We start from the raw sequence: 24,259 nt of genomic DNA, 5'->3' as shown, positions 1-24,259 counted from the left end.
CGCCCCGACCGGCCCGGTTACGGTGGCCGTATGGCCAACCCGACCCGCTGGGCGACCGACACCGGTCCGGAGCACTCGCAGTGGTACATCGACCGGTTCCGCAAGCTCGCCGCCGAGGGAGCGGACCTGGCCGGCGAGGCCCGGCTGGTCGACGCGCTCGTCGCGCCCGGCTCACGGATCCTCGACGCGGGCAGCGGCACCGGCCGGGTCGGCGCCGCGCTGGCCCAGCGTGGGCACACCGTGGTCGGGGTCGACGCCGACCCAGCGCTGGTGGAGGCCGCCCGCGCCGACCACCCCGGCCCCCGCTGGCTGGTCGCCGACCTGGCCGAACTGGACCTGCCGGCGCTCGGGGAGGCGGAGCCGTTCGACGCGGCGGTCCTGGCCGGCAACGTCCTCGCCTTCGTCGCCGCCGGCACCGAGCCGGAGGTGCTGCGCCGACTCGCCGGGCACCTGCGCCCCGACGGCGTGCTGGCGGTGGGCTTCGGCACCGAACGCGGCTACCCGCTGACCGCGTTCGACGCCGACGCGGTCGCCGCCGGGCTGCGCCTGGAGCACCGCTTCGCCACCTGGGACCTGCGGCCATGGCGCGACGACGCGCCGTTCGCGGTCAGCATCCTGCGTCGCCCGGCCGCCTGACGCCCGACCGGCGTCAGGACGGGGCGGCGACGGCCCGGGCCGCGGCCGGGTCCAGGGTGGCGCCGGCCGGCACGAGGCTGACCAGGCCGGCGGGCAGCCGCACCGGTCGCACGTCGCGGTAGCCGAGCATCGCCAGCACCTCCCGGTCGGCCAGCACGTACCGCCGGCCCAGGTCGGTGACCACGGACACCGCGCCTCCGGACGCGCCGGGCGCCGCGGCGGCCTCGACCACCGCGCCGCCACCCGGCTGCACCACCACGTGGTCGGCCAGCGCCGCGCCGCCGCTCGACGCGGTCCGTGGGACGGCCGCCAGGTCCGGCAGCCGTACGCCCCGCAGCACCTCGCCGGTGCCGCCGTCGTCCCCGACCCGGGCGCAGATCGCCGCGTCGTCGGAGCTGACGAGCGGGGGCGGCACGGGCGGCGGCGCGGTCGGGCCGCTCGGGGCGAGATCGGGCAACGTGGGCAGCGCGGCGAACCGGCCCAGCGTCATCGGTTCCGACTCCCCCTGCCCGGTGCGGGCCAGCAGCAGCCCGGCCTGCAACTCGGTGATCCCGGCCAGCCCGTCGTCGAGCGCCACCGCGTACTGCCGGCCGCCGCCGGAGTTGCGCACCAGGTAGACCTGACCGATCGTGGCGCCCGGCACGCGGGTGGCGGGTCGACCCTCGCCGGGCAGCGCCAGCGGGGCCAGATCGACGCCTGCGGGAAGCGCGTTGAGCAGGGCCGGCGCGACCGGCACCGCCCGCGTCCGGGTGGTCGCCAGCGCGGCCAGCACCCGGTTGGGATCGCGGACCAGGTACCGGCGCTGGTGCCACACGAGGTGCAGGCCGCCGTCCGGGTGGCGCAGCAGCAGCGCGTCGTCGCCCAGCGGCCGACCGCCGTCGGGATCGGTGCCGATCAGCAGCGCGGAGCGGGGGTCCTCGCCGCCGGCCGTCGAGCAGACCGTCCAGGCCGACGTCGCCAGCCGGCCCGGAGCGGGCAGCGAGTCCGGCGCGTCGGCGATGCCCAGGGGCAGGCCGCGCGGCACGTCGTCGATCGAGCGTCGGGAGACCAGCACGGTCTTCGACCGGTCCGCGCCGACGATCAGCAACGCCGACGCGTAGTTGAGCACCGGGTGCAGCTTCTGCTCCCGGTAGACGAACCGGGCGCCGGACTCCTTCTCCACGATCACCGCGCCGGGGTCGCGCCACCCCTTGCCACCGCCGGCGAACAGGCCGTAGAGCGCCGAACCCCCGAGCCCGATCGCCGCGACGAGGACGCTGGCCAGGCCCGCGCCCGCCAGCCGCCGAAACGGTGACTGGGCGGGGTCGGTCTCCCGCATCACCAGTGCGGCGACCGCCCGCTGGACGCTGAACTGGTAGGAGTGCAGCTGATCCTGCCGCGACGGCATGAGGTCCCTTCCGCTGGTTCGACCGGGCCACAGGATATGCGCTGCGTCGATGTCCCGTGGACCCTGCGTGGCGGGCCCGGCCCCGACCGGTACCATCCGGGGACGAATCCGGCGGCGAGAGGGCACCCGTGGGCGCGCGTTTCGAGGAGCTGGCCTGGCGGGAGACCCCGATCGGCGCGATCAGCCTGCGGCGGCGCCGCGATCCGGCGCTGCAGGTCGAGGTGTACGAGGTCAAGCTCGACGACGAGTACCTGATGTCCAGCCTCTTCCCCGTCGCCGAGATCGAGCTGGCCCGGCTGGGCCTGGCCGAACTGACCGGCGACGCCCTCGACGTGGTGGTCGGCGGCCTCGGGCTGGGCTACACCGCGTGCACCGCGCTGGCCGACCCACGGGTGCGAACACTCCTCGTGGTGGAGGCCATCGAGGACGTCATCGACTGGCACCGGCGGGGACTGCTGCCGTTCGCGGCCGGGCTCGCCGAGGACCCCCGGACCCGGTTCGCGCGAGCCGACTTCTTCGCCGCCGTGGCCGGTGACGACGGGTTCGACGCCGAGACGCCCGGACGTCGGTACGACGCCGTCCTGCTCGACGTCGACCACTCGCCGCGCAACGTCCTGCACCCGAGCCACGCCCCCTTCTACGCGCCGGACGGGCTACGCCGACTCGCCGCGCTGCTACGACCGGAGGGCGTCTTCGCGCTGTGGTCGGACGACCCGCCGGACGACGAGTTCGTCGCGGCGCTCACGGAGGTGTTCGCGACCGCGCGGGCTCATGTCGTGCCGTTCGCCAACCCGCTGACCGGCGGCCAGTCCGCCAACACGGTCTACGTCGCCCGCCGCTGACTCCGCCTGGGGATGGCGTTTGAGGTTGGCGGAATCGGGGACGTGGAGCCCGGGGTCGCCGCATCTCGCGCCGCGGCCGGGTTACGGGAGGTCGCGATGCGTGCCCTGCTCTGGGTCGTCGGTGTGGTCGCCGGCGTGCTGATTCTGCTCGGGCTGATCCTCGAGGCGGTCCGCTGGCTGATCATCATCGGTCTGATCGCGCTGGTGATCGTGATCATCCTGGGCGTGGTCAAGGGACGGCAGGCCATGCACCACCAGACCCGCCGACGGTGACGCCGGGGCCGTTCAGAACCAGTCGGCGCGCATGTCGAGCGTGGTCCGGTCGAGGCTGTCCAGCAGGTCGAACTGCGGGCCCGTCCGGGGCAGCTCGGCCGTGAAGAAGTAGCGGGCGGCCTGCCGCTTACCGGCGTGGAAGGCGTCGCCACCCTCCTGGGGCGGCAGCGCCAGCACCTGCTCCAGCCACATCCACGCGATCACCACGTGCCCGACCGCCTCCAGGTAGACGCTGGCGTTGGCCAGGGCGAGCACCGGATCACCGCCGGACCAGAGCCGGCGGGTGACCGCGACGACCCGATCCACCGCGCCGGCCAGCCGGTCGGCCAGCTCGGCCGCCTCGCCCCCGGCCCGGCGGCCCCGGCTGACGGTGTCGCCCATCCTCTCGGCCAGCAGGAGCAGGCCCGCGCCGTCGCGCATGGTCATCTTGCGCCCCAGCAGGTCCAGCGCCTGGATGCCGTGGGTGCCCTCGTGGATCGGGTTGAGCCGGTTGTCCCGGTAGTGCTGCTCCACGTCGTGGTCGCGGGTGTAGCCGGCGCCGCCGAGCACCTGGATCGCCAGGTCGTTGGCGACCAGGCACCACTGCGACGGCCAACTCTTGGTGATCGGGGTGAGCACGTCCAGCAGCAGGTGCGCCCGCTCGCGGTCGGTCTGCTCCGGGGCGGTCTGCTCCTCGTCGAGCAGCCGGGCGCAGTAGAGCACCAGGGCCAGGGCACCCTCCACGTAGCTCTTCTGCGCCAGCAGCATCCGCCGTACGTCCGGGTGGTCGATGATCGGCACCTGCGGCGCCGCCGGGTCCTTCGCGTCGACCGGCCGGCCCTGCGGCCGCTCGCGGGCGTACGCCAGGCTCTTGAGATAGCCGGTGTAGCCCAGCGCCATGGCACCGGCGCCGACACCGATCCGGGCCCCGTTCATCATGTGGAACATCTGGGCGAGCCCCTGGTGCGGCACGCCGACCAGATGGCCGACGGCGCCGGAGCGACCGGCCGGGGTGTGGCCGCCGTCGCCGAAGCTGAGCAGGGTGTTGGTGGTCCCCCGGAAACCCATCTTGTGGTTGAGCCCGGCGAGTACCACGTCGTTGCGGTCGCCCAGCGATCCGTCCGGCTCGACGAGCACCTTGGGCACGATGAACAGCGAGATGCCCTTCACCCCGGGCGGCCCGCCGGGAATCCGCGCCAGCACCAGGTGGACGATGTTCTCGGCCAGCTCGTGATCACCGCCGGAGATCCACATCTTGGTGCCGAAGAGCCGGTACGTCCCGTCCGGCTGGGGCTCGGCCCGGGTGGTGATGTCGGCCAGCGAGCTGCCCGCGTGCGGCTCGGACAGGCACATGGTGCCGAAGAACCGGCCCTCCAGCATGGGTCGGACGTACGTGTCGACCTGCTCGGCGCTGCCGTGCGCCAACAACAGCTTCGCGTTGCCCAGGGTCAGCATCGGGTACGCCGAGGTGGCCACGTTGGCCGCCTGGAACCAGGCGAAGCAGGCGGCGGCGACGGCCTGCGGCAGTTGCAGGCCACCGACCGAGGCGTCCAGCCCGGCCGTGAGCAGACCCGTCTCGGCGAAGCTGTCCAACGCCGCGCGCACCTGCGGGATCAGCCTCACCCGCTGCCCGTCGAACGTCGGTTCGGCAAGGTCGGCGGCCCGGTTGTGCGAGGCGAACTGCTCGGTGGCCACCCGCTCGGCGAGGTCCAGCGCGTCGTCGAAGGTCTCCCGGGAGTGCTCGGCGTAGCGAGGGCGCTCGGCGAGCTGCGACACCCGCAACCAGTCGTGCAGCAGGAAGTCCAGGTCACGGCGGGAGAGCAGGGTGGACGGCACGGAACTCCTCGGCGGGGCTGGGGTGTGTCGGGTCGGGGGCGGCGGCCCGGCGTCGCCCCCGAACCATCCTGACCGATCCGCCGGGAGCACACCACCGCCCGCCGGCGGGCGTCAATGTCGTACCCGCCGACTAGGGTCCTGCCCGTGACCGCACCCGGAGACGTCGACCCCGAGGTTCTCGACCGGCTGCGCACGATCTGCCGCGGATTGCCGGAGACCTACGAGGAGCCGGCCTGGGTGGGCACCCGTTGGCGGATCCGCCGGCGCACCTTCGCCCACGTGCTCACCGTCGACCCCGACCGTCAGGCGGTGCACGCGCGCGCCGCCGCGCTCGACCGGCCGGCCTGCCTGTTGGTCTTCCGATCGCCGCTCGACGAGATCGCCGGTCTGCTGAGCGTCGGGCACCCCTTCTACAAGCCGGACTGGAGCCCGAACGTGCTGGGCATGATCCTGGACGAGGACACGGACTGGGACGAGGTCGGCGAGCTGCTCACCGAGAGCTACTGCGTGCAGGCGCCCAAACGGCTCGCCGCACTGGTCGACCGGCCCGGCTGAGCGCACCCGGCGAGGCCGGGCGTTTCGCCCGGGTCGGCTCGGGGATACCGCGCCAACGGTGGCGGATCACCGACGGGAATCGGCGACGCCGCCCGTCGCGCGAGGAGCGGCCCATGTCCAGGCTTGGGACCGAGGAGGATCCTCGGTTGACACCCGTGCTCGTCGAGGATCGGGTGTGCACGGGTGTGACCACCCTGCGGGGGCGGGTCTTCCTGAGCTACCCGTCGGCGGACGGGCCGGGCGTGCAGGTGGCCGAGGCGCTGCCGGACGGCGGTCGCAACCCGTACCCGGACGCCGCGTGGAACGAGCCGGACCAACCGCCGGACGGAGCGTTCGTGCACGTCAACGGGTTGCGGGCCGGCCCGGACGGCCGACTGTGGATCATCGATTCGGGGTCGCCGCAGCTTGGCGGGGAGCAGGTGCCCGGCGGCGCGCGGCTGATCGCCGTCGACGTCGACGCTGACCGGGTGGACCGGGTCTACCACCTCGACGACGCGGTGCGTCCGCGCAGCTACGTCGACGACGTCCGGTTTCACGGCGGCACCGCGTACCTCACCGACGCCGGCACGCCCGGCCTCATCGTGCTGGACCTCGACTCGGGCCGGTGCCGACGGGTGTTGGACGGGCACCCGAGCACCGTGGGCGGGCCGGTGGTCGCCGACGGCCGGGCGCTGCGGGATCCCGGCGGCGCCGAGGTGTGCCTGAACGCCGACCAGCTGGAGGTGTCGCCGGACGGTCGGTGGCTGTACTACCAGCCGGCCTCGGGTGGGATGTCCCGGATCGGCACCCGCTGGCTGGACGACCCGACGCTGTCCGCCGAGGAGCTGGCCCGGCGGGTCGAGCCCTGGTGGGACACGCCCAGCACCGGTGGCACGGCCATCGACGCGCTCGGCACCATCTACGTCAGCGATGTGGAGCGACGTCGCGTGCTCGCTGTGGGGCCGGACCGCAGCGTCCGTACGCTCGTCGCCGACCCGCGCCTGGCCTGGGTGGACGCGATGTGGCTCGACGCCGAGGGTCACCTCTGGCTGCCGGCGGCCCAACTGCACCTGACCGCCGGGCTCAACGGCGGCCACTCGGCCGTCGACTATCCGGTCCGGATCTACCGGATGCCGGTCGACGCCGGTCCGCCCCCGCGCGACCACGCCTGAGGGCGGTATTCCTGTGGAGCGGTCGAGGCCCGATCGGTGAGAATCGGGGCGTGTCCGTTCCCGCCCGTCAGATCCGCGCTCGCCATTCGGCCGACACGATCACCGTGTACCAGGCGTACCCCCCGGAGGTCGCGCTGCCGGCCGTGGCCGCCGGCCGCTTCGTGGCCCCCTTCAAGCGGGACCGCATGACCTGGATCAAGCCGTCGTTCCGGTGGATGATGTACCGCTGCGGCTGGGCCACCAAGCCCGGCCAGGAGCGCGTGCTGTCGATCGACATCGCGCGGGAGGGCTTCGAGTGGGCGCTGGCGCACGCCTGTCTGAGCCACTACGACCGGGACGTGCACGGTGACCGGGCGACCTGGTCGCGGCAGCTGAGGAGCAGCCCGGTACGGGTGCAGTGGGACCCGGAACGGACGGTGCGGATGGCCGCGCTGCCCCATCGGTCGCTGCAGGTCGGGTTGTCCGGTACGGCGGTCGCCCGGTACGTCGACGACTGGATCGTGGCCGTCACGGACATCACCCCAACCGTCCACCGTGTACGGGAGCTGGTGCGGGCAGGCGATGAGCGAGCGGCGATGGACCACCTGCCGGTCGAGAGTCCCTACCCGCTACCGGCTCAGATCGCCGCTCGCCTCGGCGCGACGGGCGGTGGGTGAGAGTCCTCGATATCCTGCCTCGCATGCATCGAAGCCGTGTGTACGCGTTGCTGATCGACGCGCCCGAGGCGGAGGCCGCGCGGGCGGCGGAGTTCTGGTCGGCGGCACTCGGCGTCGGCACCCGGACCCATCCGGCCGAGCCGCAGTTCGTCGGTCTGCACGAGGCGTTGCCGGGCCTGGTCACCGCCGTCCAGGCCGTCGACGACGCGCCGCGCTACCACCTCGACATCGAGACCGACGACGTGGCGGCCGAGACCGCTCGGCTGGTCGGCCTGGGCGCCACCGAGGTGTCGCAGTGGTTGGAGTGTCGGATTCTGCGGGCGCCCGGCGGGCACCTGCTCTGTGTGCTGCCGGTCGAGAGCCCACCTGAGGTGTTCGACGCCCAGTCCCGGACCTGGTCATGACGCGCCGGGCTGTCAGAGGTCGGCGCTAGGGTTCCGGACATGGCGAATGTGATGTTGGTGGCCGGCGCGTGGCTGGGGTCGTGGGCGTGGGACGAGGTGGTGCCGGGGCTGCGGGCCGCCGGCCACCAGACCTGTCCCCTGACCCTCTCCGGCCTCGCCGAGAGGCCTGGCGTGCCCGCCGGGCAGCAGACCCATGTGCAGGACATCGTCGGCGAGATCGAGCGGCGCGACCTGCGCGACGTGGTGCTGGTCGGGCACAGCTACGCGGGCATCCCGGTGGGTCAGGCCGCCGCGCGGATCGGCGACCGGTTGACCCGGGTGGTCTACGTCGACGCGGAGGTGCCGGTCGACGGCGGGTCGTTCGCGTCCGGCTGGTGGCAGGGTCAGGCGGCGTTCGAGTCGGTGCTCGCCGACAACGGCGGCGACTGGCCGCCGCCCGACGCGGCCGAGTTCGACGGCCAGGGGCTCACCGACGAGCAGATCGCGCGGCTGCTCAAGGGCGCCACCCCGCACCCGGGCGCCACGCTGACCGAACCGGCCGTGCTGGCCCGTCCGCTGGGCGAGCTGCCGACGACGTACGTCAAATGTCTGCTCGACGGACCGGAGCCCAACGACACCGTGTCCGCGCTGCTGACCAGCGAGCACTGGCGGCTGGTCACGATGGCCACCGGCCACTGGCCGATGTTCTCCCAACCCGCCGAGCTGGCGCGGTTGCTGGTGGAGGAGATCGGCTGACCGCGCGGGCGACGACGGTCTCGGCGGGCCGGCCCGGCAGGTCAGGTCGCGGGGTCGTCGAGGGTGGTGATGTGGCGTACCGGGGACGCAAGCAGCCACAGGACGGCGAGCACGCCGCCCACTCCGGCGACGACCAGGGCCGGCCGCAGCCCGAGGGTGGTGCCCAGCGCGCCGCCGACCAGCGCGCCGAGCGGCCGGATGCCGTAGTTGACGGCGCTGTACGCGCCGGCCCGGCGACCGCGCGCGTCGTCGGGTGTGACGGCGGTGAGCAGGGCGTTGAGGTTGACGTCCATCAGCATCACCCCGACGCTGGAGACCATCTCGATGGCCGCCAGCATGGCCACCTTCGCCCAGGTCGGGCCGGCGATCAGCGCCGTCAACGCCAGCGGTGCGGGGAAGACCACCACGCCGATCATCGCGGTACGGCCCAACCCGATGGCCCGCGACAGGCGAGGCGCCAGGGCCGCGCCGGCCAGTCCGCCGAGCGCGCCGATGCCGAACGCGACGCCGATGGCGCCGGCCGACAGGCCGAGTTCACGGTTGGCGTAGAGCACCAGCAGCGCCGCGGCGATGAAGGTGAAGAAGTTGACGGTGGTGGTGCAGCCGAGCGCGGCGCGCAGCACCGGGTGGCGCAGCACCAGCACCAGGCCCTCGCGGACCAGGCCGAGGGTGGACGTCCGCCGTGGCGGCGGAGGCGACTCGGTGACCGGGATGCGCCGCAGCAGCAGCGCGGAGGCCAGGAAGGACACCGCGTCGACGAGGACCGCCACCGGCGCGCTGAGCGCCTGCACGAGCCCACCGCCGACGGCCGGGCCGGCGATGAACGAGAGGGACCGGCTCACGCTGAGTTTGCTGTTCGCGTCCACGTACGCCGACCGCGGCACCAGGGCGACGAAGAACGCCTGCTGTCCCAGGGTGAACACCACCGCCCCGGCGCCGCTGAGCAGCGCCACCAGGTAGAGCTGGGTGAGGGTGATCGCGCCGAACAGGTAGGCCACGGGCAGGCTGAGCAGCACGGCCGCGCGGGCGAGGTCCGCGATGATCAGGAGTCGACGCTTGTGGGTGCGCTGGTCCACCCACGCGCCGAGGAACAGGCCCAGCAGGTTGGGCAGCCAGATCAGCGCGGTGAGGACGCTGACCTGCACGGGCGTCGCGGCGAGCAGGGAGACGGCGATCAGCGGCAGGGCCAGTTCGCTGATCCGGTCGCCGAACGCCGAGATCGTCTCACCCATCCAGAAGGTGCGGAACCGCCGGTCGCGGCCCAGCGCCGGTGCGGGCGGGGCGTCGACGGCCGTCATGACGCGGGCGAATCGTCGCTGGATTCGGGCAGCAGGTACCGCAGCATCCGGACGAGCTGGGCGCCGTCCGGCGTCGTCTCGTCGTCCTTGCGCCGCACGTACGGGGCGAGCAGCTCCTCGATCGCCTCTTCCAGGTGTCGCAGCTCGTCCGGTGTGGCGACGAAGCGGGTGTCGGCCACCCCGGCCAGCCCGCGCCACTCGGTGTTCAGCCGAGGCTCGTCGTGCAGCAGCCACTGCTGGGGTGCCTCGGCATAGCGGGCGAACATCTCGCCGCGCAACTGCCGGGCCGCGGCCTGCCCCTCGGCGTCGTCGGGCAGCGAGAAGCGGAACCCCCGGGCGGCTGCCTGCCACCAGCGTTCCCGCTTGCTGGTGGCGCCGTCCCAATCGGTGACCAGGCCGAACGTCGCGAGGTGGCGCAGGTGCCAGCTGACCACCGACGGCGTGGCGCCGACGTGCGGCGACAGTCCGGTGGCCGTGGCCGGGCCGTGTTGCTGGAGCCGGTCGAGGATGGCCAACCGGACAGGATGCGCCAGCGCCCGCAGCGCCTGCGGCTCGGTGATCTCGAAATCCCCGTACGGATTCTTGAGAGACATGTTTCGAAAGTAGCCTCTCAGATCTTGCGAAGCAACCCCCGGAGACGCCGGTTCCTCCGCTCAGCTCACCCCCAGGCGGGCCAGCGGCTCGACCAGTTCCCGTTCCTCGTAGCTGAGGTGCGACAGCAGGGCGTCGGTCAGCAGGTTCACCGCGGCGCGCAGCTCGGCCAGGCCGTCCGGCGCCCCGACGTACGCGACCAGCGCCTTGTCGACCCCCTCCAGCACGTCGTGGATGACGTGGTGCTCCTGCTCCAGCCGGTCGACGACCGGGCGCAGCCGCGGGTCGGCCTGCCGCAGCCGCGGAAAGAGGGCCTGGTCCTCGATGGTGTGGTGGGTGGTGACGATGCGGCAGTAGGACTCGCAGTAGGCGCCGAGCGTCCACCGGTTCTGCCGCATGGTCATCGTGTTGATCTGCGATCGCGCCACGCCGGCGTCGATCTCGCCCGCCGCGACCTGCTCGATCAGGTCGTGGATCTGGGCCAGTTCGCCGCGCAGGCCGTCGTGCACCTGCACCAGGTGCTGGCCGGTGGCCTGCTCGTGGGCGGTGTAGGTGCGCGTCGGGTCGGGCGCGGGCCCGGTGGGACGGGCCGACTCGTCCCAGACCTGCCGGTCGCTGAGCCGCCGGCCGTCGTCCGGGGTCGGCACCACCGCGAAGGCCCCGGCGGTCACCCTCGCGCGGGTCGGCCGCGCGGAGGGCGCGACGAGCGCCGCCGGCTCCGCGGCCACCACCGGCTCGGCGGGAGTACGCGTCGACGCGGCGCCACTGTCGCGTTCGGCCGCGACCAGTTCGCGCACGGCGGGGGCCACCTCGCCTGCGAACCGGCGCAGGTCGTCGGGGTCGTCGCTGGCGAGGATGAACGTGCCGACGCCCTCGCCCAGCGCCAACTCGACCAACTCCCGCACCCACTGCTCGGCGGGCCCGTGCAACGGGCCGCCCCCGGCCGACGAGAAGGTGCCGGAGATGTTGAGCAGCCGGCGGACGTCGCGGGGCGAGCGGCCCGCCTCCTGGGCGGCATCGTCGATGATCTTGTTGCCCCTGGCCAGGTCACCGGGCTGGAGGTAGTCCAGTGAGGGCAGCCAGCCATCGGCCCGACGACCGGTGAGCGCGAGCATGCGCGGCTTGTACGCCCCGAGCCAGATCGGCACCGCGTGGGCGGGGGCGGGGCCGCGCTTGGCGCCGACCACCCGGTGGAACTCGCCGTCGACCCGCACGCCGCCGCGCGCCTGGACGTCCCACGTCTGCCGGATGACGTCGATGCCCTCCTCCAGCGCCCGTACGCCCTGGCCGGGGGTCAGCCGCCGGCCGCCCATCGCCTCGATGGCGTCCCAGAACGCCCCCGCGCCGAGACCCAGCGCGACCCGACCGCCGCTGAGCAGGTCGAGGCTGGCGACGCTGCGGGCGAGCACGGCGGGCGGGCGCAGCGGCAGGTTGGTGACGTTCGCCGAGAGGTGCACCCGGTCCGTCCGCGCCGCGACGAAGCTCAGCAGCGTCCAGGTGTCCAGAAATCGCGGCTGGTACGGATGGTCCTGGAAGGTGACCAGATCCAGCCCGACCTGCTCGGCCAGGACCGCGAGCCCGACCGTGCGGTCCGGATCGTCGTTGCCGGGCGTGGTGAACGATCCGAAGACCAGGTCGTGGCCGTAGTCGCTCATCGTGCGAGCCTCCCGTCGTCCGCGACGCGTCGGACGATGCGTCGTGGCCTCGACCTTATGTCAGACAGAACATCTGTTGCCAACAAGGTTGGCTGTCCTGCGCTATTGTCGGGGCATGACGGGTGCCAGCGACCGGCCGGACCGGCCCGATCCCCTCGACGACGATCTGGGCTGGATGCTCGGGATCGTCTTCCGGGGCTACGTCCGGGCAGCCGAGCAGACCCTGACCGATTTCCCCGGCGGCCCACGCGGTTATCAGGTGCTCACCGCCGCGGCCACCGGGCCGGCCCGCAACCAGGGCGCGATCGCCGAGGAGCTGGGCATCGACCGGACGGTGCTCACGTACCTGATCGACGACCTCGAACGCCCGGGGTTCGTCGCCCGGCGGGCGGACCCGGCCGACCGGCGCAGCCGGCTGGTGGACGTCACCGACGCCGGGCGGGCGGCCTGGGAGCAGCGGCGCGAGGCGCTGCGGCAGGTCGAGGCGCACCTGCTGGGGGCGCTCACGCCGACCGAGTCGGCGACCCTGCGCGCACTGCTGCAACGGGTCGCCTGCTCGACCCAGGCGATCGACCCCCTGCGCGATCTCTGCCAGGCGGTGGCCGAGGTGCGGCCCGAACCCGCTGCGCCGATGCCGAGCCGGCCGGGCGCAGCGTCCGAGCACGGTCGGCCGCGCGCCGCCCGGTCGCGCGGCCGCAGCGACGGCTGACCGGACTGTCGAACGGCGAGGTGGGCCCGCCGGCCCTCCCCGACCATCGTGCATCGAGGAGTGCCGGCGGGCCCACCGTGTGGCGGCAGCGTCGCTTGCGGCGACGGGTCAGCGCACGTGCACGAACACCGGGTTCGAGTAGAACCACAGGTCGTCCCACGGGCTCTCCAGCCCGTCGGCGAGCGGCTCCGCCTCGTCGGTGCTGGTGCCGCGCACCCGCGCGTAGGTGTCGGCCTCGACGTTGCGCAGGGTGTGCCGGATGACGTAGTCCGCACCCTGGCGACGCCAGTCCCGCGGGCCGAACCGGGCCACCACAGTGGTGGTGGGGTTGGTGTCGGCGTCCGGGTTGGCGCTCGGCCCGGTGATCTGGCCGACGATCAGGTCGACCCGACGGACCTCGGGACGGTCCCCGTTGCCGTTTACACCGTCCAGCGGACGGAACGTGATCTCGATCTCGACGTCGGTGCGGCTGCGGCGACTGACCATGATGGTCTCGCCGACCTCGGCCGTCTGCCCCTGGGATCTGGCGGTCACGTCGAGGCTGCGGATCAGGTCGCCGGTGGTCACCCAGATCCGGCCGTTGCGCAGTCCGTCCATGATGTCGCCGTAGTCTTGGCGGGCGTACACGTAGGTCTTGCTGTACTCGCCCGGCCAGAAGTCCGAGCCGCCGCGCGTCCAGTGCACGTGCGAGTCCGACGTCGCCGTGATCCACCAGCGCCGGCCCTCACCGAGCAGCGAGTCCCAGAGCCCACCGACCCGCGCGGTCATCTGGTCGAAGCCACCGTAGGTGGGGTGGTTGCCGTACCCGCCGCGCTTGCCGCCGTTGAGCGGACCGGCCTGGTGGCCGGGCGCGCCCTCGAAGCCGACGTAGACGTCGGGCGCGGCGTTGTTGCCGTTGCGGAACTCCCGCGGGGTGTCCTGGCCGTAGACACCGAGGCCGGGCGCCGACCGGGAGGCGTGGTGGGCGATGACCAGCGGCTTGTGCGGCATGCCCCGGGCGACCTTGAGGAACTCCACCATCTTGGCCTCGGTGTCGCGGGCCGGGTCGGTGGGGAACGCGTCGTACTTGGCGAACCGGCTCTCCAGCTCGAAGAGCTGCTTCGCCTCGTCGTCGTGGCGCGGGATCATCAGCGTGTGGTGGTCCAGCGCGGGCGCGTCGAACTCCATGCCCCAGAACTGGAGCACCTCGGGGACCAGCTTGCGCGAGCGCAACAGGTCGGGGTACGCCTGCTCGATGTTCACCTTCGAGTGCGTCGGTCCACCGTGGTCGGTGCACATTGCCCAGGTCAGACCGAAGTTCTTGGCCATGATCGCGTTGGTGACGATCGGGTAGACCGCGTCCGCGCCCTTGTGGAAGACGATCGGGCTCTTCGCGGTGTCGAACTCGCCGCTGTACTCGGAGTGCACGTGGTGGTCACCAGCGCGCCAGGACCGGTTCTTGGCGTTGCCCCGGTCGCTCGTGTCGTCGCCGGGTCGGCGCTCCTCGTCGGCCCACGCCGCGCCCGCGCCGACCAGCGGGCTGGCGGCGGCCAGCGTCGCGCCGACGCCGGCGTACTTGACCAGCTTGCGCCGCGACAACTGCGCGTGCTCGATCTCTTCGGCTTGCTTGTCTCGCACGTGAGAGCCTCTCCTCGATCAAGCGAATGCTCTTTCGATCAAGAAGCCTCGAAGAGGTTGGTGAACGTCCGCCGTACGACGGGCGGGTGCACGATGAACACCCTCGCGGAGCCCGTTGAAGGGCGCGCGGGGCGCGGCGGTGGGTCACGCGCCGACAGCGGGGCGTGCGCGTGTCGTCAGATCCGGGCGCGTGGCAGCCAGCCCAGGAAGCGGAGTCGTACTCGGGGCAGGGGCAGCGTCGGCAGATCCTGGGCGGCGGCCACGAGGCACGACCCGAGGTAGACGGCGAGCGCGGCACGCGCCCCGCCGAACTCGGCGAGCAGCTGGCTCTGCTTGGTGGCGCAGGGCCATTCGCGGCCACATCCGGTGCAGGTCCAGCTCGGCGGACTGGGCAGGTGCTCGGGCAGCGTGGTCCGTCGGTACCGGCCCACGACGCTGTTGTCCGCTCGCACGTCGCGTCGCCGGGGCTCGGGGCCCCCGTTGCGGTGCGCGGGTGGCCGCGGGGCGGGCAGGTAGCGCCGGACGGTGCCGAGGAGCGCCCCGACGCGGACCAGGGCGTCCGGCCCCACCTGGTGGGCCAGCAACGCCGTGAGCAGGTAGTGCCCCAACAGGTCGGCCCCGGCGACGCCTTTCTCGTCACCCGTCCCGGTCAGCCGGTCCACGTGCGGTGGGACCCCGGCGAGGTGGAACTCTGCGTCCTGGACCTCGGCGTGTTGACGCAGGTGGCGACCGCCGCCACGGCCCGGAGGCCCGGCCAGATCCGGTTCACCGACCTCGGCGGAGTCAACGCGCCGCTCGCCCGGCAGTGGCACCGAACCACCAGTTACGTCAGCGATGTCGTGGCGAGCATCCCGAGCGCCAGCGCCCAGCCGTTGGTGATCGGCAACGCCGCACGGATGCTCGCCGCGGCAGCGCTCGCGATCTTCCCCAACACGGCGTTCACCGACGAGACCGCCGAGGACCGCCGCGACGCCAGCACCGCCACCCTGCGCCGCGCCGTCGCATTCATGGAGGAGAACGCCGACCGGGACATCAGCGCCGCCGACATCGCCAGCGCCGCCGCCGTCTCCCAGCGCGCGGTGCAGCTCGCCTTCCGCCGCCATCTCGGCACCACCCCGATGGCGTACCTGCGCAGGATCCGGCTCGATCGGGCCCACCACGACCTGGTCCGGGCCGACCCCGGACAGGGGACCGTGTCGGCCATCGCGAGTCGCTGGGGGTTCGCCAACCACAGCCGGTTCACCGCCCGCTACCACGCCAGCTACGGCGTGCCGCCTCGCGAGACGCTCCGCGCCTGACCGCGCCGCATGCCCCACGTCCGGACGGCCCGGCCGTAAGCTCGGTGCCATGCCGGACGGTTTACGGCTCGACCACTGTGTCATCGCGGTGACCGACTGGGCGAGGTCCACCGCCTTCTACCGGGATGTCCTGGGCGCCCAGATCGTCGACCAACCCGATGGTCGGGTCGCGTACCGGTTCGGCGACCAGCAGCTCAACGTGCACGGTCCGGGCCTGGACGTCGGCGCGTTGGTCGCCCGGCGTCCCGTCGAGGCCGGGGGCAGCGACCTCTGTCTCGTCTGGCCGGGCACCGCCGACGAGATCCTCGACCACCTGCGGCGGCACGGCGTCGAGGTGGAGGCCGGGCCGGTGGACCGCCACGGCGGACGCGGACCGGGCAGAAGTGTCTACTTCCGCGACCCCGACGGCTCGCTGTTGGAACTGATCAGCTACCGCTGACCGCCTCGGCGGACTCCGGCTCGGGTCAGCCCCGCTCCCGCTCGCCGGCGGTCTGCACCTCGGACACCGAGGCCTCCAGCAGGTCCGCGAGGCCGCGCAACTGATCGGCGACCCGGGCGCCGAGAGGGGTCAGCGAGTATTCGACGCGCGGCGGGATCGCGGTGAGCACCTCGCGGGTGAGCATGCCGTCGCGTTCGAGAGTCTGCAGGGTCTGGGAGAGCATCCGCTCGCTCACCCCGTCGATGCGCCGCCGCAGCGCGTTGAACCGGTAACTGCCCTCACCGAGCGCGAGCAGAGCGAGCGAGGCCCATTTCGAGGTGACGCTCTCGAAGGCGGCACGGGAGGTGCAGCCGCGCGCGAAGACATCACTGACGAGTTCCTGGGTAGGCCCCGCCGGGTCCCGGGCCGGCATGTCGCTCATGTCACCAGCTTACCCGACGCTTACCTGAGAGCTTGTGCTGTAGATTCGTAAGTGCTTACGTTTCGTCACCGTCAATCGGAGGTCCCCATGCCCACGTATGCCGTCACCGGCGCCACCGGCCGGCTGGGTCGCCTGGTGATCGAGCACCTGCTCGGCGCCGGCGTGCCCGCCACCGAGATCGCCGCGATCGTTCGCAGCCCGGAGAAGGCCGCCGACCTGGCCGCGCGCGGGGTCGAGATCCGCCGGGCCGACTACGACGACCCGACGACGCTGCCCGGCGCCGTGGCCGGCGTACGCCGCCTGCTGCTCATCTCCGGCGACACGCCCGGGCAGCGGACCGCCCAGCACACCGCGGTCATCGAGGCCGCCACGCTCGCCGGGGTCGGGCGCGTGGTCTACACCAGCATCCTGAAGGCCGACACGACCACGAACCCGCTCGCACCGGAGCACAAGGCCACCGAGGACGTCCTGGCCGCATCGGGCCTGCCGTACACGGTGCTGCGCAACGGCTGGTACACCGAGAACTACACCGACCAGCTGCCGCAGTACCTGCAGAGCGGCACCATCCTCGGTGCCACCGGCGGCAGCAAGGTCTCCGCCGCGCCCCGGACCGACTACGCGGCCGCCGCGGCGGCGGCGCTGACCCGGGACGAGGAGGGCAACGCCGTCTACGAGCTGGGCGGCGCCGCGTTCACCTTCGACGAGCTGGCCGACGCCGTCACCGAGGTGACCGGCACCACTGTCGTCCACCGCGACCTGTCGGCCGCCGAGCTGGCCTCGGCGCTGGAGAACGTCGGGCTCGACGCCGGCACCGCCGGGTTCGTCGCCGCCCTCGACCACTCGATCGCCATCGGCGAGCTGGCCACCGACAGCGACGACCTCAGCCGGTTGATCGGCCGGCCGAGCACCCCGCTGCGCGACGCCATCCGGGCCGCGCGGGCCTGACCGGCCGCGGTCTCCTCACGGTTCGTCGATCGGGCGGGTGACAGGGTGTACGCCTCCGTCACCCGCCCGCCGGTGTCGGCCAGGGCGATGGTGGCCTCCACGATGGCGTCCCGGCTGCGCGTCGTGACTAGGGTGGTGACCATGCCCCCGCACCGCCAGCCCGACGATGCGAGGTGGGCCCACGACGCCGCCTCGGCGCACACCGACGGGTCGGCCGCTTGATGAGCGGACCGCCCGCGCCCGCGCAGCGAGACGCACCGTCCACACCCCAGCGTGACCGGCCCGCGCTGGCCGACGCCTGCGCACGGCTCGCCCGTTCCCGCCCCTTCGAGATCGGCATCGTCGTCGTCATCCTCGCCAACGGGATCGTCCTCGGACTGGAGACGTACGACGGTCTGGTCCCCGCGACCCGGGCGCTGCACGGGCTGGAGGTGCTCTTCCGCGCCGTCTTCGTCGTCGAGATCGGCATCCGGCTGGCGGCCTACGGCCGACGTCCGCAGGACTTCTTCCGGCACGGCTGGAACGTCTTCGACTTCGTCGTGATCGCGGCCATCTTCGTTCCGGGCCTGCACGGTGACTCGGCGCTGCTGCGCGTGGTGCGGGTCGCCCGGATGGTCCGGCTGGTGCGGTTCTCGCCGGGCCTGCGGACCATCGTGTCCGCGCTGTGGCGCAGCCTGCCCGGTGTCGGCGGGTTCCTCGCCCTGGCCGTGGTGACGCTCTACGTGTACGGGATGGCCGGCTGGCTGATCTTCGGCCACAGGTACCCGGACGAGTACGGCGACATCGGCCGGTCGCTGCTGACGTTGTTCGTGCTGCTCTCGCTGGAGACACTGCCGGACCTCATCGAGCAGGGCCTGGCCATCTCGCCGTGGACGCTGCTCTACTACGTCAGCTACGTGGTGATCACCGTCAACCTGCTGCTCAACATCCTCATCGCGGTCATCGTCAACTCGATGGAGGAGGCCCGCCGCCTGGAGATGACCGAGCGGTTGGCCCCCGGCTACGACGAGGACGGCGACGGCGTACCCGACGAGGTGGACCGCATCGCGCTCACCCAGCGGCTGGACGACCTGCGGGCGGTCATCGCCGAGTTGGAGCGGGAGTTGCGGATCGACCGGGACGACACGCACGCCCGGCCGCACCGCGAGGACACCCCCTCCCGACGGTGAGACCACACTCTCGATCATGACGGCCGGATCGGCTAGTCTCGATGGCGGTCCCGCCGGTCCGAATGAAGGGGGCACCGCGCATGACGGCCAGTGTCGACAGTTTCCAGTCCCGCACCGACGTCCTGACCACACTCACCACCGTGATCGACGAGGTGATCCGCCCGCAGGCGGAGGCCGTCGACCGGGACGGCGCCTTCCCCCGCGAGGGCGTCGATGCCCTCGCCACGGCGGGCCTGCTCGGCCTGGCCTCCTCCCCCGAGGTCGGTGGCGGCGGCCAGGGCATGCGCGCGGTCGCCGACGTCATCGAACGGCTGGCCGCCGAGTGTGGGTCCACGGCGATGGTGGTTCTGATGCACTACGCGGCGACCGCCGTCATCGAGGCGCACGGCCCGCACGAGGTTCGCGCGGCCATCGCCGCCGGCCGTCACCTGACCACGTTGGCGTTCTCCGAGTTCGGATCCCGCAGCCACTTCTGGTCGCCCACCGGGTCGGCGACGGCGTCCGGTGATGCCGCGGTGCGACTCGACGCCCGCAAGAGTTGGGTCACCGCGGCGGGCGAGGCCGACAGCTACGTCTGGTCGAGCCTTGCGCTGGCGTCGGGGGCCGGGCCGATGACGCTGTGGCTTGTTCCGGCCGACAGCGCCGGGCTCCGCGTCGCCGGTGACTTCGACGGGCTGGGCCTGCGCGGCAACGGCTCCCGGCCGATGACGGCCGAGGGCGTGGTGGTCCCCGCCGACGCGATGCTGGGCACCGACGGCACCGGCCTCGACACCGCGCTCGGCGCCGTGCTCCCCTGGTTCCTGGTGCTCAACTCGGCGTTCTGTCTCGGCCTCGCCGACAGCGCCGTCGCCGAGGCGGCCCGGCACCTCACCGGCACCACGCTCACGCACACCGGCGCGGCGCTTCGCGACGCGCCCGTCGCCCGACGCGACTTCGCCCAGTTGAAGATCCGCACCGACGCCCTGCGCGCCTTCCTCGGTGACACCCTCACCGCGCTGGAGACCGGCCGGGACGACGCGACGCTGCGCGTGTTGCAGGTCAAGGCCCTGGCCGGCGAGACGGTCGCGGACGTCACCGACGGCGCGATGCGGCTCTGCGGTGGCAGCGCCTTTCGCAAGGAGTTGGGCCTGGAGCGCCGATTCCGCGACTCGCGAGCCGCCCGGGTGATGGCACCGACCACTGACGCTCTGCACGACTTCGTGGGCCGCGTCGCCACCGGCCTGCCGCTGCTCGACGAGGCCAACCGCTGATGCCGGCGCCGTCGGTCCTGATGGGCGCGGTCGCGTACGACCCCAAGGTCGTCACCATCTGGGAGGGCTTTCGCGGCTGGCTGCGCGGTCACGGCCTGGATTTCGACTTCGTCCTCTACTCGCACTACGAGCGACAGGTCGAGGACCTTGTCGCCGGCCGCATCGACGCCGCGTGGAACTCTCCGCTCGCGTGGCTGCGAGCCGACCGGCTTGCCACGGCCGCTGGCGGCTCCGTGCGCGCGCTCACGATGCGCGACACCGACCGGGACCTCACCTCGGTCGTGGTGGTGCGCGCCGACTCGCCGGTACACCGGGTCGAGGATCTCGCCGGAAGGGTGGTGGCGACCGGCGCGGTGGACAGTCCGCAGGCCACGCTGATCCCGCTCGGCCACCTCGCCGCGGCCGGAGTCCGGGTCGACGTGCGCCGGTTCGACGTCGGTGTCGGGCTGCACGGTGACCACGTCGGGGGCGAACGTGACGCCGCGCGCGCCCTGGCGGCCGGGGAGGTCGACGCCGCCTGCATGATCGACGCCAACCACCTGATGTTCGTGCAGGAGGGCACGCTGCCACCCGAGGGCACCCGGATCGTCGCGCAGACCGGGCGGTACGACCACTGCAACATGACGGTGCGCGAGCCGGCGTCCGACGGGGTCCGGCTCTTCGGCACCCTGCTGCGCGGCATGTCGTACGCCGATCCGCAGGTGCGCCCGCTGCTCGACCTGGAGGGCCTGACGGCCTGGCAGGACGGCCGTACGACCGGGTACGACGCCCTCGCCGAGGCGGTCGACGCGAGCGGGTTCTACGCCCCCGACGGGCGGGTGACCGCCGCGGACTATCGGCCGTGACCGCCGACGTCGAGATCGATCTCGGCGGCCTCGGCTTCGGCCGTGGCGCGCACCTGTTGGTACAGCGCGCCCTGGCCGGGTTGCCGCCCGGCGGCCGGGTGGCGGTCTCCGGCACCGATGCGGCGTTGGGGGTGCACCTGCCGGCGTGGTGCCGAAGCCGGGGTCACCGGGTCGAATGGCCCGATCCCGCGGACCGGAGTCGCCTGGTGGCGGTCGTCGTCCGGGGCGCCGCCGACGACGACCGCTGGTTCGGCGCGGAGCGGGCCGGGCCTGCCCTGCCCTCGGCGCTGAGCAGCCGTCCACCGCCACGCTGGGGGCTCGGTGCCCGTGGCGCGCTGCTGGAGGCCGGCGGGCCCGAGGCCCGCTTCGACCTGGACGACCGCGATCTGGTGTGGGCCGACATCGCCCCCGCGCTGTACGCGCAGGCCGCCGCACGGCAGTGGGACCCGCAGACGGCGGTGCCGTGGGACGACGCGTTCGCGCTGCCGGCGGATGTCGAGGCCGCGGTCGTGCAGGTCATGACCTACCTGGTCGAGAACGAGCAGGCGGCTCTCGTCGTACCGGCCCGGTTCATCGGCCGTATCCACCCGCACTTTCGGGAGGTGGTGCAGCTCCTCGCGGTGCAGGTGGCCGACGAGGCCCGGCACATGGAGGTCTTCAGCCGGCGGGCGCTGCTGCGCGGCGCGGAGCTGGGCACGTCCTCGGCGGGTGGCCGGCAGTCGCTCTTCACGCTCGTCGCCGAGTCCGATTTCGCCCTGGCGTCGTTCCTGCTCTCCGTGCTCGGCGAGGGCAGCTTCGTCGACCTGCTGGGGTTCCTGGTGCGGCACGCTCCCGATCCGGTGACCCGCCGGATCTGCTGGCTGGCGATGCAGGACGAGCGCCGGCACGTGGTGTTCGGCATGGCCCATCTGGAGCACCAGGCGACGGTCGACCCGCTGCTGCGGGACCGACTCCGTGCCGCGATCCACCGTCGTCACGACGCGTTGGCCGACACCGCGGGCCTCAACGCGGACGTCTTCGACGCGCTGGTGCTGCTCGCGGCGGGCGGGTGGGACCCCGATGACGTGGCCGCCGGCTTCGACCACGTGCGTGCTCTGCAACAGGCGATGGACCAGGGCCGCCAGCGCCGACTCGTCCGGCTGGGCTTCCGGTCGAACGAGGCGGCCGCGCTCTCCGCCCTGCACACCCGCAACTTCATGTAGACCCCGGTGCGCGGCACCGGGCGTAGCCTGGAACCGCCATGGACACCGAATCCCGCGCGATTCGTGCGGATCTCCTCCGGCGGCGCGACGAGACCGCCGCTGAGGCCGCCGCGCTGGAGGGCGACCTGCGGAGCCTGTTCGAGGCGTCCCGGTCGTCGAACGCCGACGACGAACACGACCCCGAGGGCAGCACGATCGCGTTCGAACGGGCACAGCTCAGTGCCGTCCTGGACGCGGCACGTCGACGCCTGGCCGAACTGGACGAGGCGGTGAGCCGCGTCGACGCCGGCAGCTACGGCGTCTGCGAACGATGCCTGCGCCCGATTCCCGCCGAGCGGCTCGCCGCCCGCCCGTCGGCGCGTACCTGCGTCGCCTGCGCCAGCCGCCGGTGACGGTTGCGGCGCCCGCGGGCCCGGGGGCCGGCGGACGCCGCCGTCGCGGGGACGTCAGCTGGCGCAGCAGCCGCCGGCCTGGCCATCGGCGGGCGCGGTGTCGACGGCGACGAGGCTGAGCAGCCCGCCGGAGACGCCGGTGGCCAGCCCGCGTCGGGCCGGCTCGGCGGCCGGCGTCGGGCCGCAGCAGCTGTCGCCGCTCACCGAGTCGGCGGCGTTGCTGGAGCACACGCCGGTCTCGGGCAGGTCGAGCTGGACGTCGCGGGCGGCGGCCCAGTCTCCGGCCAGGGCGGCGACGACCGAGCGGACCTGCTCATAGCCGGTGGCCATGAGGAACGTCGGCGCCCGACCGTAGGACTTCATGCCGACGGCGTGGTAGCCGACCTCCGGGTGGGTGAGCTCGTCGATGCCGTGCGGAGGCACGGTGCCGCAGGAGTGCTCGTTCGGGTCGATCAGCGGGGCGAGCGCGCGGGTCGCGCCGAGCACCGGGTCGAGGTCCAGCCGCAGCTCGGCGGTGATCGAGTGGTCCGGGCGGAACCCGGTGGCCGCGACGACGCGGTCCACGAGCACCGACTCCTCGCCCCCGTCGGCGTGCCGGACGACCACCCGGACGCGCCCGTCGGCCGGTGTGAGGGCGTGCACCCAGAAGCCGGTGAGCAGCCGGACCCGGCCCGCGTCGACGTGCCCCCGCAGCCGCGCGCCGAGAGCGCCGCGCGCCGGCAGGGCGTCGGCATCTTCGCCGCCGTACGTGCGCGCGGGCGAGGTGGTGCGGATCGCCCAGGTCACCTCGGTGCCCGGCTCGGTGGCGGCCAGGTCCGCCAGGGACAGCAGGGTGTTCGCCGCGGAGTGACCGGCGCCCACGACGAGCGTGTGGCGGCCGGCGAAGCGGTCCCGGTCGGCGCCGAGCACGTCCGGCAGCGCGTGTTCGAGGTACGCGGCCACGTCGGCCTCACCCCGGGCGGGCAGGCCGGACGCGCCGAGGACGTTCGGGGTGCCCCAGGTGCCGGAGGCGTCGAGCACGGCGCGGGCCAGCAGCTCGTCACCGTCGGCGAGGCGGACCAGGAACGGCGTGGTGTCGCGGCCGGCGGTGCGCAGCCGGTCGAGGCCGAGGCGGCTGATCGCCTGGACCCGGGCGCCGTAGCGGACGTGGGGCTTGAGCTGGGGCAGCTCCGCGAGCGGCTGGAGGTACGCGCGGACCAGCTCCGCCCCGGTCGGCAGGGCCTCCGGGTCGGGGGCGAGCCAGCCGGCGTCGTCGAGGATCCGGCGGGCGGCCGGGTCGATGTTGTAGCGCCAGGGCGAGAAGACCCGCACGTGTCCCCACTGGGCGACGGCGGCGCCCGGGGTGTCGCCGGCTTCCAGGACGACGAAGGGCAGGCCGCGTTCGTGCAGGTGGGCGGCTGCGGCGAGGCCGGTCGGGCCAGCGCCGACGACCACGACGGGAAGGCTGTCCAGGGCGTTCATCGGGTAACTCCTTGTCAGGTGATGGTGGGGCTGCGGCGTTCCAGCAAAACCACGTCGCGCCAGCGGTCATGGTGGCGGCCGATCCGCTCCCGGACGCCGATGACACGGAACCCGGCCCGCCGGTGCAGGGCCAGACTGCCGGTGTTCTCCGGGAAGATGCCGGACTGGATGGTCCAGATGCCGGCCGCCTCGGTTGAGGTGATCAACGCGTCGAGCAACAGCCGGCCGACCCCGCGCCCCTGGGCCGCCGGGTCGACGTAGACGGAGTGCTCGACCACTCCGGCGTAGACCGGGCGGCTCGATGTCGGTGTGACGGCGACCCAGCCGAGGATGGCGTGGCTGCCGTCCACGGCCACGAAGCGGTGCGCGGTCAGCCGGGTGGCGTCGAACGCCGCCCAGGTCGGCGCGGTGGTCTCGAAGCTGGCGTCACCGCCGTCGAGGCCCGCCTGGTAGATCGTCAGGACGCGGTCGGCGTCGCCGGCGGTCATCGGGCGCGTGGTCAGGTCGGCCATC

The 24,259-nt window shown here is 73.3% G+C and carries 27 protein-coding genes; 17 read left to right on the top strand and 10 right to left on the bottom strand.

Annotated elements, in window-relative coordinates; all coding sequences use genetic code 11:
• The first annotated feature begins 30 nt into the window (after nucleotides 1–30).
• On the top strand, nucleotides 31–636 hold the full coding sequence (locus ACFYPR_RS31400; RefSeq protein WP_354860046.1) for a class I SAM-dependent methyltransferase: 606 nt from the start codon (nucleotides 31–33) through the stop codon (nucleotides 634–636).
• Between the two features lie 13 nt (nucleotides 637–649).
• Here ACFYPR_RS31400 and eccB read toward each other — a convergent pair whose 3' ends face one another.
• Entirely contained in the window at nucleotides 650–2,023 is a 1,374-nt protein-coding gene (gene eccB, locus ACFYPR_RS31395; RefSeq protein ID WP_355067414.1) for a type VII secretion protein EccB, read from the bottom strand.
• 128 nt (nucleotides 2,024–2,151) lie between these two features.
• Between eccB and ACFYPR_RS31390 the strand changes: the two genes are divergently transcribed.
• Both ACFYPR_RS31390 and ACFYPR_RS31385 read left to right on the top strand, forming a co-directional pair.
• The gene (locus ACFYPR_RS31390; protein ID WP_354857144.1) at nucleotides 2,152–2,865 is read left to right on the top strand and encodes a spermidine synthase; all 714 of its coding nucleotides are present in this window, start codon (nucleotides 2,152–2,154) and stop codon (nucleotides 2,863–2,865) included.
• 96 nt (nucleotides 2,866–2,961) lie between these two features.
• Nucleotides 2,962–3,138 (top strand): hypothetical protein, encoded by a 177-nt coding sequence (locus ACFYPR_RS31385; RefSeq protein WP_355067416.1) that lies wholly within the window; start codon nucleotides 2,962–2,964, stop codon nucleotides 3,136–3,138.
• A 12-nt stretch (nucleotides 3,139–3,150) separates the two neighbouring features.
• On the opposite strand, the gene ACFYPR_RS31380 is transcribed toward ACFYPR_RS31385, so the two are convergent.
• On the bottom strand, nucleotides 3,151–4,953 hold the full coding sequence (locus tag ACFYPR_RS31380) for an acyl-CoA dehydrogenase (protein ID WP_363936339.1): 1,803 nt from the start codon (nucleotides 4,951–4,953) through the stop codon (nucleotides 3,151–3,153).
• A gap of 144 nt (nucleotides 4,954–5,097) precedes the next feature.
• Here ACFYPR_RS31380 and ACFYPR_RS31375 point away from each other — a divergent pair, with 144 nt between their 5' ends.
• From ACFYPR_RS31375 to ACFYPR_RS31355, 5 genes are all read left to right on the top strand, one after another.
• Nucleotides 5,098–5,508 carry an MmcQ/YjbR family DNA-binding protein gene (locus tag ACFYPR_RS31375; protein ID WP_363936336.1) on the top strand — a complete coding sequence of 137 codons (411 nt, stop codon included), beginning with the start codon at nucleotides 5,098–5,100 and terminating at the stop codon, nucleotides 5,506–5,508.
• Nucleotides 5,509–5,621: 113 nt separating this feature from the next.
• Nucleotides 5,622–6,659, top strand: a complete 1,038-nt coding sequence (locus ACFYPR_RS31370) for an L-dopachrome tautomerase-related protein (RefSeq protein WP_363936333.1) — start codon at nucleotides 5,622–5,624, stop codon at nucleotides 6,657–6,659.
• Between the two features lie 50 nt (nucleotides 6,660–6,709).
• Entirely contained in the window at nucleotides 6,710–7,315 is a 606-nt protein-coding gene (locus ACFYPR_RS31365; RefSeq protein WP_355067424.1) for a DUF4291 domain-containing protein, read from the top strand.
• Nucleotides 7,316–7,338: 23 nt separating this feature from the next.
• Complete coding sequence (locus ACFYPR_RS31360) at nucleotides 7,339–7,719, top strand: VOC family protein (protein WP_387182802.1); 381 nt, start codon at nucleotides 7,339–7,341, stop codon at nucleotides 7,717–7,719.
• A 39-nt stretch (nucleotides 7,720–7,758) separates the two neighbouring features.
• Nucleotides 7,759–8,454, top strand: coding sequence for an alpha/beta fold hydrolase (locus ACFYPR_RS31355; RefSeq protein ID WP_387264206.1), 696 nt, complete (start codon nucleotides 7,759–7,761; stop codon nucleotides 8,452–8,454).
• 41 nt (nucleotides 8,455–8,495) lie between these two features.
• Here the strand turns inward: ACFYPR_RS31355 and ACFYPR_RS31350 are convergent, their stop codons facing one another.
• The 3 genes from ACFYPR_RS31350 to ACFYPR_RS31340 are packed head-to-tail and all read right to left on the bottom strand — an operon-like array spanning nucleotide 8,496 to nucleotide 11,998.
• On the bottom strand, nucleotides 8,496–9,752 hold the full coding sequence (locus tag ACFYPR_RS31350) for an MFS transporter (RefSeq protein ID WP_354857162.1): 1,257 nt from the start codon (nucleotides 9,750–9,752) through the stop codon (nucleotides 8,496–8,498).
• Nucleotides 9,749–10,345 (bottom strand): helix-turn-helix domain-containing protein, encoded by a 597-nt coding sequence (locus ACFYPR_RS31345; RefSeq protein ID WP_354857163.1) that lies wholly within the window; start codon nucleotides 10,343–10,345, stop codon nucleotides 9,749–9,751. Before ACFYPR_RS31345 ends, ACFYPR_RS31350 begins: the two co-directional genes overlap by 4 nt.
• 60 nt (nucleotides 10,346–10,405) lie before the next feature.
• Nucleotides 10,406–11,998, bottom strand: a complete 1,593-nt coding sequence (locus ACFYPR_RS31340; protein WP_387264202.1) for an LLM class flavin-dependent oxidoreductase — start codon at nucleotides 11,996–11,998, stop codon at nucleotides 10,406–10,408.
• A gap of 115 nt (nucleotides 11,999–12,113) precedes the next feature.
• Between ACFYPR_RS31340 and ACFYPR_RS31335 the strand changes: the two genes are divergently transcribed.
• The gene (locus tag ACFYPR_RS31335; RefSeq protein WP_355067434.1) at nucleotides 12,114–12,707 is read left to right on the top strand and encodes a MarR family winged helix-turn-helix transcriptional regulator; all 594 of its coding nucleotides are present in this window, start codon (nucleotides 12,114–12,116) and stop codon (nucleotides 12,705–12,707) included.
• A gap of 108 nt (nucleotides 12,708–12,815) precedes the next feature.
• Here ACFYPR_RS31335 and ACFYPR_RS31330 read toward each other — a convergent pair whose 3' ends face one another.
• Both ACFYPR_RS31330 and ACFYPR_RS31325 read right to left on the bottom strand, forming a co-directional pair.
• Nucleotides 12,816–14,324, bottom strand: a complete 1,509-nt coding sequence (locus ACFYPR_RS31330; protein WP_387264199.1) for a phosphoesterase — start codon at nucleotides 14,322–14,324, stop codon at nucleotides 12,816–12,818.
• 176 nt (nucleotides 14,325–14,500) lie between these two features.
• Nucleotides 14,501–14,986, bottom strand: a complete 486-nt coding sequence (locus ACFYPR_RS31325; RefSeq protein WP_355067438.1) for a hypothetical protein — start codon at nucleotides 14,984–14,986, stop codon at nucleotides 14,501–14,503.
• On the opposite strand from ACFYPR_RS31325, the gene ACFYPR_RS31320 reads away from it, so the two are divergent.
• A complete protein-coding gene (locus tag ACFYPR_RS31320; protein WP_355067440.1) occupies nucleotides 14,987–15,622 on the top strand; it encodes a helix-turn-helix transcriptional regulator in 636 nt (211 codons plus the stop codon).
• A 49-nt stretch (nucleotides 15,623–15,671) separates the two neighbouring features.
• Nucleotides 15,672–16,061: a VOC family protein gene (locus ACFYPR_RS31315; protein WP_354857177.1), complete on the top strand. Its 390-nt coding sequence runs from the start codon at nucleotides 15,672–15,674 to the stop codon at nucleotides 16,059–16,061.
• 25 nt (nucleotides 16,062–16,086) lie between these two features.
• Here ACFYPR_RS31315 and ACFYPR_RS31310 read toward each other — a convergent pair whose 3' ends face one another.
• Nucleotides 16,087–16,482, bottom strand: a complete 396-nt coding sequence (locus ACFYPR_RS31310; protein ID WP_354857180.1) for a helix-turn-helix domain-containing protein — start codon at nucleotides 16,480–16,482, stop codon at nucleotides 16,087–16,089.
• An 87-nt stretch (nucleotides 16,483–16,569) separates the two neighbouring features.
• Between ACFYPR_RS31310 and ACFYPR_RS31305 the strand changes: the two genes are divergently transcribed.
• The 6 genes from ACFYPR_RS31305 to ACFYPR_RS31280 all read left to right on the top strand — a co-directional run bounded on the left by ACFYPR_RS31305 (nucleotide 16,570) and on the right by ACFYPR_RS31280 (nucleotide 22,285).
• Nucleotides 16,570–17,427, top strand: a complete 858-nt coding sequence (locus ACFYPR_RS31305) for an SDR family oxidoreductase (RefSeq protein WP_387264195.1) — start codon at nucleotides 16,570–16,572, stop codon at nucleotides 17,425–17,427.
• 221 nt (nucleotides 17,428–17,648) lie between these two features.
• Nucleotides 17,649–18,596, top strand: a complete 948-nt coding sequence (locus ACFYPR_RS31300) for an ion transporter (RefSeq protein ID WP_387264192.1) — start codon at nucleotides 17,649–17,651, stop codon at nucleotides 18,594–18,596.
• An 80-nt stretch (nucleotides 18,597–18,676) separates the two neighbouring features.
• Nucleotides 18,677–19,846, top strand: a complete 1,170-nt coding sequence (locus tag ACFYPR_RS31295; protein WP_354857185.1) for an acyl-CoA dehydrogenase family protein — start codon at nucleotides 18,677–18,679, stop codon at nucleotides 19,844–19,846.
• Complete coding sequence (locus ACFYPR_RS31290) at nucleotides 19,846–20,691, top strand: PhnD/SsuA/transferrin family substrate-binding protein (RefSeq protein ID WP_354857187.1); 846 nt, start codon at nucleotides 19,846–19,848, stop codon at nucleotides 20,689–20,691. The genes ACFYPR_RS31295 and ACFYPR_RS31290 overlap by 1 nt, the downstream gene beginning before the upstream one ends.
• Entirely contained in the window at nucleotides 20,688–21,893 is a 1,206-nt protein-coding gene (locus tag ACFYPR_RS31285) for a ferritin-like domain-containing protein (RefSeq protein WP_355067445.1), read from the top strand. The genes ACFYPR_RS31290 and ACFYPR_RS31285 overlap by 4 nt, the downstream gene beginning before the upstream one ends.
• A 38-nt stretch (nucleotides 21,894–21,931) precedes the next feature.
• A complete protein-coding gene (locus ACFYPR_RS31280) occupies nucleotides 21,932–22,285 on the top strand; it encodes a TraR/DksA C4-type zinc finger protein (protein WP_355067447.1) in 354 nt (117 codons plus the stop codon).
• A gap of 54 nt (nucleotides 22,286–22,339) precedes the next feature.
• Here ACFYPR_RS31280 and ACFYPR_RS31275 read toward each other — a convergent pair whose 3' ends face one another.
• Complete coding sequence (locus ACFYPR_RS31275) at nucleotides 22,340–23,746, bottom strand: NAD(P)-binding domain-containing protein (protein WP_355067449.1); 1,407 nt, start codon at nucleotides 23,744–23,746, stop codon at nucleotides 22,340–22,342.
• A gap of 14 nt (nucleotides 23,747–23,760) precedes the next feature.
• Entirely contained in the window at nucleotides 23,761–24,258 is a 498-nt protein-coding gene (locus tag ACFYPR_RS31270; RefSeq protein WP_387264188.1) for a GNAT family N-acetyltransferase, read from the bottom strand.
• Between the last annotated feature and the right edge of the window lies 1 nt (nucleotide 24,259).

The sequence above is a fragment of the Micromonospora sp. NPDC005254 genome, from assembly GCF_042872525.1.
Classification (GTDB): domain Bacteria; phylum Actinomycetota; class Actinomycetes; order Mycobacteriales; family Micromonosporaceae; genus Micromonospora.
The sequence above is the reverse complement of the archived record's forward strand: the minus strand, read 5'-3'. Positions and strand labels throughout refer to the sequence as shown.